At 64.6% G+C, this 14589-nt stretch carries 14 protein-coding genes; 9 read left to right on the forward strand and 5 right to left on the reverse strand.

The window, feature by feature from the left end; all coding sequences use genetic code 11:
• Positions 1 to 46 precede the first annotated feature (46 nt).
• The 4 genes from CGLAU_RS02330 to CGLAU_RS02345 are packed head-to-tail and all read right to left on the reverse strand — an operon-like array spanning position 47 to position 3567.
• On the reverse strand, positions 47 to 739 hold the full coding sequence (locus CGLAU_RS02330) for a methionine ABC transporter permease (protein ID WP_232507159.1): 693 nt from the start codon (positions 737 to 739) through the stop codon (positions 47 to 49).
• Positions 736 to 1767: a methionine ABC transporter ATP-binding protein gene (locus CGLAU_RS02335; protein ID WP_095659309.1), complete on the reverse strand. Its 1032-nt coding sequence runs from the start codon at positions 1765 to 1767 to the stop codon at positions 736 to 738. The genes CGLAU_RS02330 and CGLAU_RS02335 overlap by 4 nt, the downstream gene beginning before the upstream one ends.
• The gene (locus CGLAU_RS02340) at positions 1768 to 2661 is read right to left on the reverse strand and encodes a MetQ/NlpA family ABC transporter substrate-binding protein (protein ID WP_095659310.1); all 894 of its coding nucleotides are present in this window, start codon (positions 2659 to 2661) and stop codon (positions 1768 to 1770) included.
• 9 nt (positions 2662 to 2670) lie between these two features.
• Positions 2671 to 3567, reverse strand: a complete 897-nt coding sequence (locus CGLAU_RS02345) for a MetQ/NlpA family ABC transporter substrate-binding protein (protein WP_095659311.1) — start codon at positions 3565 to 3567, stop codon at positions 2671 to 2673.
• A 147-nt stretch (positions 3568 to 3714) separates the two neighbouring features.
• Here CGLAU_RS02345 and CGLAU_RS02350 point away from each other — a divergent pair, with 147 nt between their 5' ends.
• From CGLAU_RS02350 to CGLAU_RS02365, 4 genes are all read left to right on the forward strand, one after another.
• Positions 3715 to 6933: an error-prone DNA polymerase gene (locus CGLAU_RS02350; RefSeq protein ID WP_095659312.1), complete on the forward strand. Its 3219-nt coding sequence runs from the start codon at positions 3715 to 3717 to the stop codon at positions 6931 to 6933.
• Positions 6934 to 7006: 73 nt separating this feature from the next.
• On the forward strand, positions 7007 to 7456 hold the full coding sequence (locus tag CGLAU_RS02355; protein ID WP_095660980.1) for a PH domain-containing protein: 450 nt from the start codon (positions 7007 to 7009) through the stop codon (positions 7454 to 7456).
• Positions 7453 to 8928 (forward strand): PH domain-containing protein, encoded by a 1476-nt coding sequence (locus tag CGLAU_RS02360; RefSeq protein ID WP_095659313.1) that lies wholly within the window; start codon positions 7453 to 7455, stop codon positions 8926 to 8928. Before CGLAU_RS02355 ends, CGLAU_RS02360 begins: the two co-directional genes overlap by 4 nt.
• Positions 8925 to 9701 (forward strand): DUF1963 domain-containing protein, encoded by a 777-nt coding sequence (locus CGLAU_RS02365; RefSeq protein WP_095659314.1) that lies wholly within the window; start codon positions 8925 to 8927, stop codon positions 9699 to 9701. The genes CGLAU_RS02360 and CGLAU_RS02365 overlap by 4 nt, the downstream gene beginning before the upstream one ends.
• 15 nt (positions 9702 to 9716) lie before the next feature.
• Here CGLAU_RS02365 and CGLAU_RS02370 read toward each other — a convergent pair whose 3' ends face one another.
• On the reverse strand, positions 9717 to 10181 hold the full coding sequence (locus CGLAU_RS02370; protein ID WP_095659315.1) for a tRNA (cytidine(34)-2'-O)-methyltransferase: 465 nt from the start codon (positions 10179 to 10181) through the stop codon (positions 9717 to 9719).
• Between the two features lie 43 nt (positions 10182 to 10224).
• Here CGLAU_RS02370 and CGLAU_RS02375 point away from each other — a divergent pair, with 43 nt between their 5' ends.
• The 5 genes from CGLAU_RS02375 to CGLAU_RS02395 all read left to right on the forward strand — a co-directional run bounded on the left by CGLAU_RS02375 (position 10225) and on the right by CGLAU_RS02395 (position 14589).
• Positions 10225 to 11094, forward strand: coding sequence for a bifunctional methylenetetrahydrofolate dehydrogenase/methenyltetrahydrofolate cyclohydrolase (locus CGLAU_RS02375; RefSeq protein WP_095659316.1), 870 nt, complete (start codon positions 10225 to 10227; stop codon positions 11092 to 11094).
• A gap of 9 nt (positions 11095 to 11103) precedes the next feature.
• The gene (locus tag CGLAU_RS02380; protein WP_332461819.1) at positions 11104 to 11505 is read left to right on the forward strand and encodes a DUF3017 domain-containing protein; all 402 of its coding nucleotides are present in this window, start codon (positions 11104 to 11106) and stop codon (positions 11503 to 11505) included.
• A 54-nt stretch (positions 11506 to 11559) separates the two neighbouring features.
• A complete protein-coding gene (locus tag CGLAU_RS02385; protein ID WP_095659317.1) occupies positions 11560 to 12360 on the forward strand; it encodes a DUF1266 domain-containing protein in 801 nt (266 codons plus the stop codon).
• A gap of 102 nt (positions 12361 to 12462) precedes the next feature.
• Positions 12463 to 13470, forward strand: coding sequence for an ABC transporter ATP-binding protein (locus CGLAU_RS02390; RefSeq protein WP_232507161.1), 1008 nt, complete (start codon positions 12463 to 12465; stop codon positions 13468 to 13470).
• A 45-nt stretch (positions 13471 to 13515) separates the two neighbouring features.
• Positions 13516 to 14589, forward strand: coding sequence for an ABC transporter substrate-binding protein (locus CGLAU_RS02395; RefSeq protein WP_095659318.1), 1074 nt, complete (start codon positions 13516 to 13518; stop codon positions 14587 to 14589).

The raw sequence follows: 14589 nt of genomic DNA on the forward strand, positions 1-14589 counted from the left end.
CCACCCCAGACTAGCGACGGCGGCACGGGGTGGGGGAGAAGCGCGATTAGCGGCGCATGATCCGCTTCGACAGCCAGTTGCCCAGGAATTGGGCGAGCTGCACGATGACCACGATGACAATCACTGCAGCCCAGGTCACGGCCGGTTCGAATTGGCGGTAGCCGTAGACAATCGCGAAGTCACCGAGACCGCCGCCGCCGATGTAGCCGGCCATGGCGGACATGTCGATCACTGCGATGAAGATGAACGTGTAGCCGAGAATCAGCGGGCCGAGTGCCTCAGGCAGGATCACTGATCGGATGATTCTCCATGGGCCCGCGCCCATGGAGCGCGCCGCCTCGATCACGCCTGGATCAATGGCAACGAGGTTCTGCTCCACGATGCGCGCCACGGTGAACGTCGCGGAGAAGCACATGACAAACGTCGCCGCTCCGCGTCCGATGGTGGTGCCCACCACCGACAACGTAATCGGATACAGCATCGCGATCATGATGATGAACGGGATCGGGCGGAAGAAGTTCACCGCGATGTTGATAATCCAGTAGACGGCGCTGTTTTGCAGGATGCCGCCGGGGCGCGTGGTGTAGAGGAAAACGCCCAGGATCAGGCCGAAGAATCCGCCGACGACCATGGTGATGGCCACCATCCACATGGTGTCGCCAATCGCCTCGATGAACGTGGGACGAAGCCGGTCCCAGTTCGCTTCAGCGAGAATGAACTCATTGATGGTGCTGGTCATCGGACGATCTCCTGAATGTCGGTCGTTTGCTGCAGCGTGGTCAGGAACTCGGTGATTGCCGCGTCGTCGCCATTGAGCCGCACGGTCATTTTGCCGAAGGACTGCTCCTGCAGCGTCGTGATGCCCGCATGCACGGGCTGCACGGTCACGCCGCGTCGACGCGCCGCCTCTGCCGCTCCGAAGAACCCAGAGTCTTCCTTCAAATCAACGGTGAAGAGGCGACCCGGCGCAGCGTTGAGCAGCTCGCGCGCCTCGATCTCGTTCGGCGTGTTGCGCAGACTCGTCGACACAAAGCGCTGTGCGACGTGCGTCTGCGGGTTCGAGAACACGTCGTATACAGAGCCATATTCGACGACGCGTCCTGCCTCCATCACCGCAACCTTGTGCGCGATGGAACGGATCACATCCATCTCGTGGGTGATCACCACGATGGTGATGCCGAGCTCCTCGTTCACGCGGCGCAAAAGTGCCAGCACTTCCTCGGTGGTCTCGGGGTCGAGGGCGGACGTGGCTTCGTCAGCAAGCAAAAGCGATGGATTGGTGGCGAGCGCACGGGCGATGCCCACCCGCTGCTTCTGGCCACCGGAAAGCTGCTCCGGGTAGTTGTCGCCGCGGTCGGAGAGGCCGACGAAGTCGAGCAGCTCCGCAACGCGCGGCCCGCGCTCGTCCTTTTTCATCCCGGCGAGTTGCAGCGGGTATTCGATGTTGCCGGCAGCGGTGCGCGACGTCAGCAGGTTGAACTGCTGGAAGATCATGCCGATGTTGCGGCGGAGGCCGCGGAGATCGCGCTCGCGCATGCCGACGACGTCGGTGCCGTCGATAAGCAATTGCCCTGAAGTCGCCTGGTCGAGACCGTTAATGAGGCGGACAAGCGTGGACTTGCCGGCACCCGAATATCCGATGACACCGAGGATTTCGCCCGGCTCGACGGTCAGTGTGACACCGTCGACCGCGACGACCTCGTGGCCGCCCGTGCGAAATACCTTGCTCACGTCCCGGAATTCGATCCGGGTGCCGGTGGAAGCCATTTACCTGTACTCCTCCGTCAGGTTGTCCAGGATCTTGTTCAGATCCTCCTTGCTGCGCTTGACCTGCACCGCGGTGCCGTTCGAGTCTTCTTCGAGGGCCTTGGTGACCTCGTCGGACTGCCAGATCTCCACGATCTTCTCGTAGGTGGCGTTGTCGACGTCGTCGGCGCGCACGCTGAAGACGTTGATGTACGGCTCCGCGAGCTCCGAGTTCGGGTCGTCCGCCGCGACCGAGGTCTTCGGGTCGATGCCCGCGCGGCCGAGGAAGTTGTTGTTGATAACCGCCGGGCGGCCCTCGTTGTAGGCGGACGTGGTCTGTGCGGCATCCACCGGGACGACCGAGACCTTCGACTGCGCTGCGTCGATGTCCGCGGGGGTCGGGGTGAGCTTCGGCGCGTCCGCGTTGAGCGTGACTAGGCCGGCCTGGACCAGCACGTTGATCGAGCGGCCCTGGTTGGACGGGTCGTTGGGGATGGCGACCTCTTCGCCTTCGATGCCGTCGAGGGAGGTGTGGTCCTTCCAGTAGAGGCCGAGCAGGTTGATCTCGCCGGAGCCGACGATGCGCAGGTCCTTGTCCGCGGTTGCGTTGTACTGGGCCTGGTAGTTGATCGTCTGGAACTTCGAGATCTCGATCTGGTTCTCATCCAGTGCCGGGTTGACCGGCGGGTACTCCGAGAACTTCACGATGTCGAGCTCGATGCCCTCCTCCTTCGCCTTGTCGGCGAACGCGGTCCACGCCAGCTGGTCGGCGTCGGTGGTGCCGATCTTGACGGTGACCTTCTCGCCGTCGGCGGGTGCCGAAGACGTATCGGAGGAGTCGCTTGAGCAGCCAGTCAGGCCAGCCGCGGCGATAGCCAGGGCCGCGCCGACGGCGAGAAAGCGGTTGGAACGCACGTTGGACTCCTACTTCTCGTTCTGCTCGAGGCGCTCGAGGATGTCGTTGAGCTCGTTGGCCGGGCGCTCAACCTTCACAGCGGTGCCGCGGGAGTCCTGCTGGACAGCCTCGGTGACCTTCGGGTCGTGCCACAGCTCAGCGAGGCGGACGTAGGTCGGGTTGTCAATGTCCTCCGCGCGGGACGCGAAGACATTGATGTACGGCTCGCCCTGTGCGGAACCCGGGTCGTCCTGGAAGATCGCCTCGGTCGGCTCGATGCCGGCACGGTCCAGCCAGGAGTTGTTGATGATGGCCGGTCGGCCCTCCTTGTACGCGGACGGCGTCTGGGAAGCGTCCACCGGTACGACGGAGACCTTGGAAGCATCGGTGTCGATGTCGGCCGGAGTCGGAGCGAGCTCGTCGGCGCCGTCCTTCAGGGTGACCAGGCCGGCCTGGACCAGCACGTTGATGGCGCGGCCCTGGTTGGAGTCGTCGTTCGGGATCGCGACCTCTTCGCCGTCGATGCCGTCGAGGGAGTCGTGGTCCTTCCAGAACAGCGCCAGCGGGTAGATCTCGGTGGAGCCGACGACCTTGAGGTCGTTGCCGGAGCTGGCGTTGTACTTCGCCAGGTACAGGATGTGCTGGAACTTGTTCAGGTCCAGCTCGCCCTGTGCGAGTGCCTCGTTGACCGGCGGGTAGTCGGAGAACTGCACGATGTCGAGGGTGATGCCCTCTTCCGCTGCGAGGTCGGAGAAGACGGACCAGGCCTGCTGGTCGGCGTCGGTGGTGCCGATGCGCACGGTGACGTTTTCACCGTCTGCGCCGTTGGCGTTGGTGTCGGAGCCGGACTCGTTGGAGCAGGCGGTCAGGCCGGTTGCGGCGATGGTGACGGCCGCGAGGGCGGCGGTGAAACGGGAAGCGCGCATGGGTGCGTCTCCTTCATCGTAGGGAAATCTGACGGTTGCTGAATCTATCACTCAGTGAACCGCTTAGTCTATTCGCGACGGCATAGAATCTGCCCGCACGCCCCAATTCTTTGGCACACACTTTCGAACAGTGCTAGCGTTTCGCGCATGAGATTCAACGGGGGCGAGCCGCTGTCGTGGTCCCGGTTGGAGCGGATTCTCTCCGGCCGCCCGGGGCCTGCGCCCGTGCCCGTCGAGCACACCGGTACCCCCGCCGGGCTGGTCTACGCACCGGGGGATGCGGGTGCCGGATCAAGCGCGTCGCCGCAGCACCCCGCCAGCCCCGCCAGTGCTCCCGCACGGAGCAGCGCCACGCCGTTCGCCGAGCTGCACGCCGTGTCGTCGTATAGCTTCCTCGGTGGCGCGAGCGAGCCAGAAGCCATGGTCGCGCGCGCCGCTGAGCTGGGCATGACCGCACTCGCACTCACCGACCGCGACGGTTTCTACGGCGCGGTCAAGTTCGCCGAAGCAGCCGGGGCCGCAGGGCTCGCCACAGTGTTCGGGGCAGAGCTTTCGCTTGACGACGGCCCGCAGCAACGCATTTTGCCCGTCCTCGCACGCGGTCCGGAGGGCTACAAGCGGCTCTCACACTTGATGGCCGACGCGCACATGGCAACGCGTGAGAAAGACGCCGTCGCCTACCCGCCGCTGGAGCTGATCGCGGAGCGCCTCGGGGACACGTGTGTGGTGCTCGCCGGGTGGCAGTGGGTGGACGAATTCGAGCACCTGATCGACTGCTTTGGTGAATTGAATATTGTTCGCGAATACGAGGTCGCGATGCTGCCCGAGGACGTCGACCGGCACGCGGCATTAGACCGCTTCGTCCAGATTCCGGCGATTGTCACCGCCGCCCCCGCCGCCGCGACCCGGAACCAGGCCCGCCTCGCCGCGGCGAAACGCGCCCTCGCAAGACGCGAAGCGCTCGGCGACGCCCACGCTAACCTTCACCCGATGGGCGCGAACTGGCTGCGCTCGGGCGACCAACTGCGCACGATGCTGCCCGGGTGCGAGGAGAAGCTCGCCTACAGCGTCGAGCTCGCCCGCGAATGCGCGTTCACGCTCAACCTCGTCGCCCCGGAGTTGCCGACCTACCCCACGCCGGAAGGCCACGACGAGATGAGCTACCTCCGGGTGCTCACCATGACGAGTGCCCAGGTGAGGTATGCGTCGCGGCCCGAAACGGTGCGTCGACAAGCAATGGCCCAGATTGACTACGAGCTTGAGGTGATCGAGGAGCTGAATTTTCCCGGCTACTTCCTGATCGTGCACGACCTCGTGGATTTCTGCCGCAAGCAGGACATTTTGTGCCAGGGCCGGGGCAGCGCGGCGAACTCGGCGGTGTGCTTCGCGCTGGGGATTACCGCGGTGGAGCCGATCTCGGCGGGGCTGTTGTTCGAGCGTTTCCTGTCGCCGGACCGCGACGGGCCGCCGGACATTGACATTGACATTGAATCGGGCAGGCGCGAAGAAGTGATTCAGTACGTCTACTCCCGCTACGGGCGCGACAACGCGGCGCAGGTGGCCAATGTGATCACGTATCGGCGCAAGGGCGCGATCCGTGATGCGGCGCGCGCGCTCGGCTACGCGCAGGGGGCGGCGGATTCGTGGTCGAAGGAGGTCGCCGAGCCGCCCGCGCTTGTCGCCCAGCTTGCTGACGAACTCCGGGGCCAACCCCGGCACCTGGGCATTCACTCCGGCGGCATGGTGATCTGCGACCGCCCGATCGCCGACGTCGTCCCCGTCGAATGGGCGCGCATGGAAGGCCGCAGCGTCGTGCAGTGGGATAAAGACGACTGCGCCTCCGCGGGCCTGGTCAAGTTCGACCTGCTCGGCCTCGGCATGCTCGAAGCGCTGCACCACATGATCGATCTCGTGCGCGACACCACCGGCCGCACGGTTCGCCTCTGGGAGCTTTCGCTTGAGGACGAGGGCGTTTATTCCATGCTCTGCCGTGCCGATTCCGTCGGCGTGTTCCAGGTTGAGTCGCGTGCGCAGATGGGCACCTTGCCGAGGCTGAAACCGCGGTGCTTTTTTGACCTGGTGGTGGAGGTGGCGCTGATCCGCCCGGGCCCGATCCAGGGTGGGTCGGTGCACCCTTACCTGCGCCGGCGCGATGGCGTGGATGCCGTGGAGTACGACCACCCGGTGCTCGAGCGCTCGTTGGGCAAGACGCTCGGCGTGCCGCTGTTCCAGGAACAGCTCATGCAGATCTGCGTGGACGCGGCCGGGTTCTCGGGCCGGGAGGCGGACGCGGTGCGCCGCGCGATGGGGTCGAAGCGTTCGCCAGCGAAGATGGCGGCGCTGCGCCAACGGTTCTTCGACGGCTGCTGGGAGACCAACCGCATCGGCGAGGACGTGGCGGAGCGGCTGTGGCAGAAGATCGTCGCGTTCGCCGCCTACGGGTTTCCGGAGTCGCACTCGCAGTCGTTCGCCTCGCTGGTGTACTTCTCCGCGTGGTTCAAGCGCTACTACCCGGCGCAGTTCTGCGTGGGGCTCTTGCGCGCGCAGCCGATGGGGTTCTACTCGCCGCAGTCGCTGATCCAGGACGCGCGGCGCCACGGCGTGACCGTACTGCCGGTGTGCGTTAACGAGTCTGGCCGCGAGGCGCGCTGCCTCGACGGCGACGAGCACGGCGGCACGATGCGCGTCGGTCTCAACCTGGTCAAAGGGCTCGGCGAGGCGGCCGCAGACCGGATCGAGGAAGCGCAGCCGTTCACCGGCATCCCGGACCTGGCCCGCCGCGCCGATTTGAGCGTCGAGCATGTGGAGGCGCTGGCGCGCGCCGGGGCGCTGGACTGCTTTGACGTGGACCGTCGACAAGCGATGTGGCAAGCGGGCATTGCTGCGACCGAACGCGAAGGGATGCTGCCTGGACTTTCCGCCATCAGCGCGCCGAGCTTGCCCGGCATGAACGCCTTCGAACTCATGGCTGCCGACGTCGCCGCCACCGGTGTGACCCCCGGCCTGATGCCTGTGGAGATGCTGCGCGGCGCGTTCGAGCGTGTCGGCATCGTGCCCGCGAACCGGCTCCTAGATATAGAGGACGGCACCCGCATCCGCTGCGCCGGCGTGATCACGCACCGCCAAGCACCGAGAACCGCCGGTGGCGTGATGTTCATCGGCATGGAGGACGAGACGGGCCTGATCAACGTGGTCATCCCCGTCGGCCTGTGGAGCCGGCAGAAGGTGCTCGCGCGCACGGCGAAGGCGCTGATCGTGCGCGGGATCATCCAAAACGCCTCGGGTGCGGCGAGCCTGGTCGCGGACCGGCTCGAGCCGCTGGAGATGGGGGAGTGGCTGTCTCGCGGCTCGCGCGACTTTCGCTAGGTTGGGGCACATGCTTATCGACGGCCCCTTGCCAGCGCACGTCCCGGAGCCGCTGCCGACATCGGTGGAGTCGATGCACCGGGTCTCGCCGAAGCTGATGGTGCCGCGGCTGGTGGGCAACGTGATCTGGGCTGCGATCCTGCTTGGCGCGCTGTGGTGGGCGTACCTGCGGTGGGGTCGGTGGCTGCTGATCCCGTTTGTGATCTTGGCCGTCGTGTTTGCATGGAACATGGTGCTCGTCCCGCTGCGTGTGCGCAACTTGGGTTACCTGGAGACGGAGAACGAGCTGGTTTTGAGCGAGGGCAAGCTGTGGCACACCATGACGGTGATTCCTTATGGGCGCATCCAGTTTGTGGACGTGGAGTCGGGGCCGATCGCCCGCGCACTGGGGTTGAAGCAGCTCGAGGTGCACACCGCGTCAACGACGTCGAATTCAACGTTGCCTGGGTTGCCCGCCGCCGAGGCCGATGCGCTGCGCGATCGCCTGGCCGCGAAGGCACGGGAGAGGATGAGTGGTCTGTGACCCCACCTGCCGAGCCTGCGCAACCTGACCAGCCTGCGCAAACTGCTCAGTACCGCCGCGTCCACCGGCTCAGCCCCGTGTTGCAGGTGTGGGCGACACTGCTGGCGCTGCTGACCCTGCTTGTCTTCAACTTCGCGACCCCGTTGTTGAACTGGGTGCGCGAAGAGGCCCTGGGGTCGGCTCAGTTGTTGTGGCCGGTGGTCGCGGTTGTGGTGGCGCTGATTGTCGTTGTGGGCGTGTCGCAGCTGTGGTGGTCGAAGACCGGGTTCCGGGTTGGGGCGGAAGAGATTGAGCATAAGCGGGGAGTGCTGCACAACCAGGTTCGCACCGCGCGCTACGACCGCATCCAGGCCGTCGACGTCGTGGAGCCGCTCGCCCCGCGATTATTTGGATTGGCAGGAGTGCGCATCGAAGTCGCAGGTGGCGTGAACGCGGCGATCGATATCTCCTACTTGCCGCGCGAAGAGGCTGAGGAGTTGCGAGCAGAGATCCTGACGCGCATCGCCGCGAAAGGCCCGAACGCGGCCATGGCCGAAGCAGCAGCCGAGGAGCTCGCGGCGGGGGAAGAGCTGGCGGCGGAGGAGCTCCAAGAAAGAGAGCCGGGGGGACTGCGGGCGGATGGGTCCTCATCCGCGGGGCCCCCAAATCACAGGCAGGACTTCCTCGTCCCGCCGATCCCGATTGGGCGCTCGATGGTGGCCGCGTTGTTCCAGCTCTCCACTATCGCCACCGTGGCTGCGTCGTTGGTGCCGCTGCTCACCGACCTGACCCTGGCCGCCATCGTGCCGATCCTGGTCGGCTTCATGCCACTCATCTGGCGCACCATCGACCAATCGTGGCGCTTCAATGCGTCCTTCGACGGGGAGGTGTTCAAGTTGAGGTATGGGTTGGCCAATAGGCGTCGACAAGCAGTGCCCCATGAACGAATCCATGCGGTACAACTCAAGCAACCGCTATTGTGGCGACCTTTTGGGTGGTGGACGGTGTCGATCACCTCGGCTGGCTTCGGCGCCGAGGCGAGCGCGGCGACTGGGACCGCGAAGCTCCTGCCGGTGGGTACCTACGACGAGGCCGTCGCCGTCGTCGGCGCCGTCGGTCCTTTGGGCGCTGAAGCGTTGACCGACCTGAGCCGCGCCGACTACGCCTCGCCGCGACGCGCGCGCTGGGTCTCGCCGCTGGACTGGAAGCGCCAAACCGTGACCGTGCGCGACGGAGTCGCCCTGACCTCGTTTGGGCGGCTCACCGGCCGCTACCAAATGGTGAAAACGCCGCACATCCAGGAGCTTTCGTTTGAACAAGGCCCGCTTGAGCGCAAACTCGGCCTTGCAAGCGTGCGCTTCGACCTTGTGCCCGGGCTGGTGAAAATGACCGCCCGCGACCTGGACGACGCTGACGCGCGTGCGCTGCTTGAAGCGCTGCGCGCCCGCCATCTGCCCCCGATGCGCGATGAAATGGCAGACTTGCCTGCATGATCGAACGAACTTCGTGTTGTGTGTTCTCGGAGCGTGGGTATTCGTCGACAAGCGAAGAAATGCTCCGTGAGCTGCTGAGTAAGGGGGAGGCGGTGTCGTGGCTGGGCGGGCCCGGCATCGCGGGGATCGAGTGGCCGCGCAACGCGGACGGGGCGCCGCTTGCGCACGTAGCTTCTTTTAACCTGAGCGACGCGCAGTGCGCGACTGACCTGCCGGGCGGCTACCTCGAGCTGTACTCGGACTTGACCACCTACGGCGACGACGCCGCCGACGCGGCGCAAAACGGGTGGCTGGTGCGCTGGGTTGATAAGCGCCCGGACGAGCTCACCCTGACCAATCCGGAGACGCCCCCTGAGGCCGTGCCACAACCCGTGCTGCAACTCGGCCGCCTCTACCCAGGGTTCACCCTGCCGTATTTCGAAGACCTGGGTGAGCTGAGCGAGACCCGGTTCAACGAGCTGCAAGAAGCCACAACGGAGCTCAACGTGAGCTGGCACCGCCACCGGTTTGGCCGCGAAATGCACGACGAAGTCGGCTTCACCACCGTCGGTGAGGCGGACTCCCAGCACGGATACGAACCGTACCGTTACTACCTGGACGAGTGCCTCCCGCTCAACGCTGACGATGCGCACGTGCTAGTGGCGGCGGTTGAGTCGTGGACGGCGCTGAACGGCTGGTTCGGTGACGCCGGTAGCTTCGAGGTTTGGATGCGCCGCTCCGACCTGCAGGCTCGCATCTTTGATGCCGCGTGGTGCTGCATCCGAACCGACTAAACACCCACTAGACGCTTAGACGCCGCCTGCGAAGCCGAGCTGGCGCCACGCCTCAAACACCGCCACCGACGCGGAGTTCGTCAAGTTCATCGAGCGCCGCCCGGGCACCATCGGGATGCGCAGCCGGTCGGTCACGCGCGGGTGGTGCGCATGCTCGTGCGGAAGGCCGGACGGCTCGGTGCCGAAGAGCAACGCGTCGCCGTCTTGGTACGCCACCTCGTGGTAGTAGCGCGTGGCTTGCGTGGTGAAGGCGAAAACGCGGCTGGTACGAAGCGTCGATAAGCAACTGTTCAAATCCGGGTGAATGGTGACTTCCGCGAGGTCGTGGTAGTCCAGCCCCGCACGGCGCAGGTGTTTGTCGTCGAAGTTGAAGCCGAGGGGCTCGACGAGGTGCAGCCGCGCGCCCGTGTTCGCGGCGAGCCGGATCGCGTTGCCGGTGTTGCCGGGAATGACGGGGTTGTCGAAGATTATGTGCAGCATGCGGCTAAGTTTAAGGACTCCGCTCCATGGGTAAAATAGCCGCGTGACTGCGATCAAACTGGACGGAAAGCTCTACCGCGAGGAGATTTTCGCGGACCTGAAATCGCGCGTGGCGGCGCTCAAGGAGCAGGGGATCACTCCAGGCCTGGCCACGGTGCTGGTCGGCGAGGATCCCGCGAGCCAGAACTACGTACGCATGAAGCACAAGGATTGCGAAGAGCTCGGCATCGCTTCAATTCAGAAGGAGTTGCCGGCTGACACCACTCAGGAAGAGCTTGAATCGCTTATCGACGAGCTGAATCGGGACGAAAGCGTGACCGGCTACATCGTGCAGCTGCCGTTGCCGAAGCACCTCAACGAGAACCGCATTCTGGAGCTGATCGACCCGGCGAAGGACGCTGACGGGCTGCACCCGGTCAACCTGGGCAAGCTGGTGCTGAACGAGCCGGCGCCGCTGCCGTGCACGCCGAATGGCACGATTAAGCTGCTGGAGCGCTTCGGGGTGGATTTGAACGGCGCGATCGTGTGTGTGGTGGGCCGCGGCGTGACGGTGGGTCGGCCGATCTCGCTGATGCTGACTACGCGGGATGTGAACGCGACCACTGTGCTGTGCCACACCGGCACCAAGGATCTTGCGGCTGAGACGCGTCGCGCCGATGCCGTGATTGCGGCGGCCGGCAAGCCGCACATGATTACGGCGGACATGATCAAAGAGGGGGCAGCGCTTGTCGACGTCGGCGTGTCCCGCGTTGACGGCAAAACCGTCGGCGACCTGCACCCCGATGTTTGGGAGAAGGCTGGCTGGGTGTCCCCGAACCCGGGCGGTGTCGGCCCGATGACGCGCACGTTCTTGGCGCGCAACATTGTGGAAAGTGCAGAGCGCCAGGTAGCGCAGGCCGCGCAGGCGAAGTAGGCGGATTTCGTGCCTGCCGTGTCCGAGCCACCTGCTCCCGCGTCTGTGGACGCTTCACGTGAGTCACCCGCGTCTGCAGACGCCGCGCCGTCGGGGCTGAACCTGGACAACCCGCACGACATTGGCAACCGCCCTTCAGTGTTGCCGGTGTGGGTGCAGTGGGTGATGGTGGCGCTGTTCGCGGTGGGATTCGTCGCGTCTGGTGTGTTCGCGGCGACGGAGCACTGGCGTCGCGCGACGTTCACCCTCGGAGCGGTGATGGTGTGGGTCGCGGTGTTGCGAATGACGTGCGATTCGAAGCTCATCGGGCTGATCGCGGTGCGTTCGAGGCGTTTCGACGCGCTGTTTTGCACTGGGGTCGGTGCCGCGATGATGTGGCTGGCATGGTCTGTCGACTCGCTCGGCTCGTAGGCTTAAAACCCTCCCATGGGGGACTTACTATGTTCTTAGGTTAGTATCTTCCGGGTGCAAACCTACGAACAAGCTTTTACTGATTCCGAAGTCCTGTCACGGCAGTGGGTGCAGATGCGCAGCGAGAACACCTCTCCCGAGTTCGCCGTCGCCTGCAGCGTCGACGCAATCTACTCGCTGGGTACCGAGCACCCAGTCGACGGCCCTGGCGAGCAGTCGAAACCGAAGCGGATCTTCGGGTTCATGTCCAGCCGCTCGAAGTGGTTGAACTTCCTCGAGCAGGCCTACGGCGTCACCTCGCGCGAGTCTGCGATTGAGGTCGTTCGGGCATTGCTTGAGAACGCCGGCGATCCGGTCTACGACCTCTTCCGCCCCGGCCTGGAACAGCTCGTCGCCGCCCCTGTTGAGCAGCGTCCCGCCGCGTACCAGCAGCTGCGCGAAACCGCGGCACAGATCAGCACTGAAGCGGGGATCGAGGAGCTGGTGGGAGAGTTCGACGTCTGGGCACATATCTTGCTCGATCCGAGGTCTGTCGAGGCGTTGCCATCGCAACTTCCGCGCAACCTCGTCGGCTGGGATACCACTCGTGCGGCCTGGGTATTGCGCCTGGCGTACCGCAGCGGTTTGCTCAACGACCAAGATCTCGGCCAGCTGCTGCAGAATTGCCTCGCAGTCACCCGCGAGCACTGCGCGAACTGGCGCGAGCATGCCGAAGGCTTCCTCTACGGTCGTGCCAAGTGGTCGGAAACCATCGACGAGAGTTCCATCGAGTTCCGCGACAAGGCGATCTTCTGTCTCGAGTCGCAGGAGATGCCGTGGGCGCGCTTCCCGCTGCACCCAAGTGCCCACTCTTAAGGCACTTAAGGATTTGCAATCGCGTCGAATTGTTCAATCAATTCACCAGAAGTTCACCCATTCCCGACTATCTATTAACCCGGGTAGCGTAGCTTCGCCCGGGTGACTTCAGCTGTATCCGCAACCAGCCTGGGCGCGCCCCAGGTCGCGTTGCACAACGTGCGTCGGGAATTCCCCGACGGCACTGGTCTCCACGAAACCTCCCTGACCATCGGGAAGGGCGAATTCGTCTCCATTCTCGGCCCCTCCGGCTGCGGCAAATCAACCATGCTGCGCTGTATCGCAGGCCTTGAAACGCCCGACGCGGGCGTCATTGAGTTCGCTGGCAAGGAGGTGTTCGGGCCCAACACGAACGTGCCGGTCAACCGTCGCAACCTTTCGATGGTGTTCCAGGATCTGGCGCTCTGGCCGCATATGACGGTGGCAAAGAACGTCGAGTTTCCGCTGACCACCGGCTCGCAGAAGGTCAGCAAGTCCGAGCGCGAGGAGCGTGTCGCCCGCGCGATGGGCATGGTCGGCATTTCGCAAAAGGCAGAGCAGCGCCCCAATGAGCTTTCGGGAGGGCAGCAGCAGCGCGTCGCAATCGCCCGTGCGCTTGTCTCGGATCCGGAGCTTTTGCTTATGGACGAGCCGTTGTCCGCCCTCGATGCCGCCTTGCGCACTCAGATTCGCAGCGAGCTCACGCGTCTCGCCTACGAGCTCAACCTCACCGTGATTTATGTGACGCACGACCAGGCCGAGGCGCTCGCCATGTCTGATCGGGTAGCCGTGATGAATGCCGGCGACGTGCGTCAATTCGATGATCCGGTGGAGCTTTACGATCACCCAGCAGACGATTTTGTGGCCGGGTTCGTCGGTGTTACGAATACACACGAGACGCTGCCCTCGAACCGGCCGGAGAACGTCGAAGTGGCACCGATTGATGGAAAGCGACCGGACACGCTCCCGGCGAACTCCGTCGTCGGCGAGGTTTTGGAAAGTCAGTACACAGGCGGGCGCTACGACATCCGCTGCAATGTGGACGGCGCTCCGGAACCGTGGCTGGCGTACACCCGGCACCGCCTCAACCGCGGAGATCGAGTCCTGTTGACCGTCAACGCGCGTTCTTAACCCCCTATCTCACCCCATTGTTTCCCTACAAGGAGATTTCCCGACATGAAAAAGTTTGCCGCGGCCATCGTTGGCCTCACCGCTGCATTCTCGATGGCTGCCTGCGGCTCCGTCGAATCCAACGACACCGCCACCACCGGTGCGAACGACGCCACCACTGCCGCCACGTCCGGCGAGACTGCCGGCAAGTGGGAGGCCCCGGAAGGCTTGTCCGGTTCCATTGACTACTACTCCGCTAACCCGCAGGGCTTGACCGACGCGCTCGTCGAGGCGTTCCAGGAGCGCACCGGCGTGACCGTCAATGTTTTCGCTGGCACCACCGGCGAGATCACCGCGAAGATCACCGCTGAGGAGGCGAACCCGCAGGCCGACGTGGTCTACCTCGCGTCCTGGAACGCAGCGGCGAAGCAGGGTGAAAGCGATGCGCTCGAGGCGTACGCTCCGGAGAACATCGCCGATGCGAACCCGAAGTGGAACGCTGATGATGAATCCTTCCACGGCCGCGACGGCTCCGCGCTGGCTATCGTTGCCAACACCGACGTGGTCTCCGATGTCCCGTCCGACTGGGAGGAGCTCGCCGACGAAAAGTACAAGGACCTGGTGATCATGCCGGATCCTCGCGAGTCCGGTACCGCCGCTGACCTGCTTGCCGCCATGGTCGCTGAGTGGGGCGAAGACAAGACTTGGGAGCTGTTTGACAAGCTCTTCGACAACGGCATGATCGTCCAGGGCGCAAACGGCCCGGCGCTCGACATGGTCACCTCCGGTTCCAAGGGCATTGTCTTCGGCGGCGTCGACTACTCCGCCTACTCCGCGCGCGACAAGGGTGAGCCGCTGGAGATCGTGATCCCGTCCTCCGGCACCACCGTCACCCCGCGCCCGGTGATGATTATGAAGAGCACCGACAACATGGATGCGGCGAAGGCATTCGTCGACTTCATGTTCTCCGAGGAGGCTCAGGAGATTTCCGCGTCGAAGAACATGATCCCGGCGAACAAGAACGTTGAGCCGAAGAACGGCCCGGCTCTGTCCGACATCAAGCAGATCTCCGACGATTGGAAGGCCATCTCCTCCGAGTCGAAGAACATCCGTGAGGTCTTCGCGGAGCGCTACCTGTAA

Source organism: Corynebacterium glaucum (assembly GCF_002287505.1).
Taxonomy (GTDB): Bacteria; Actinomycetota; Actinomycetes; order Mycobacteriales; family Mycobacteriaceae; genus Corynebacterium; species Corynebacterium glaucum.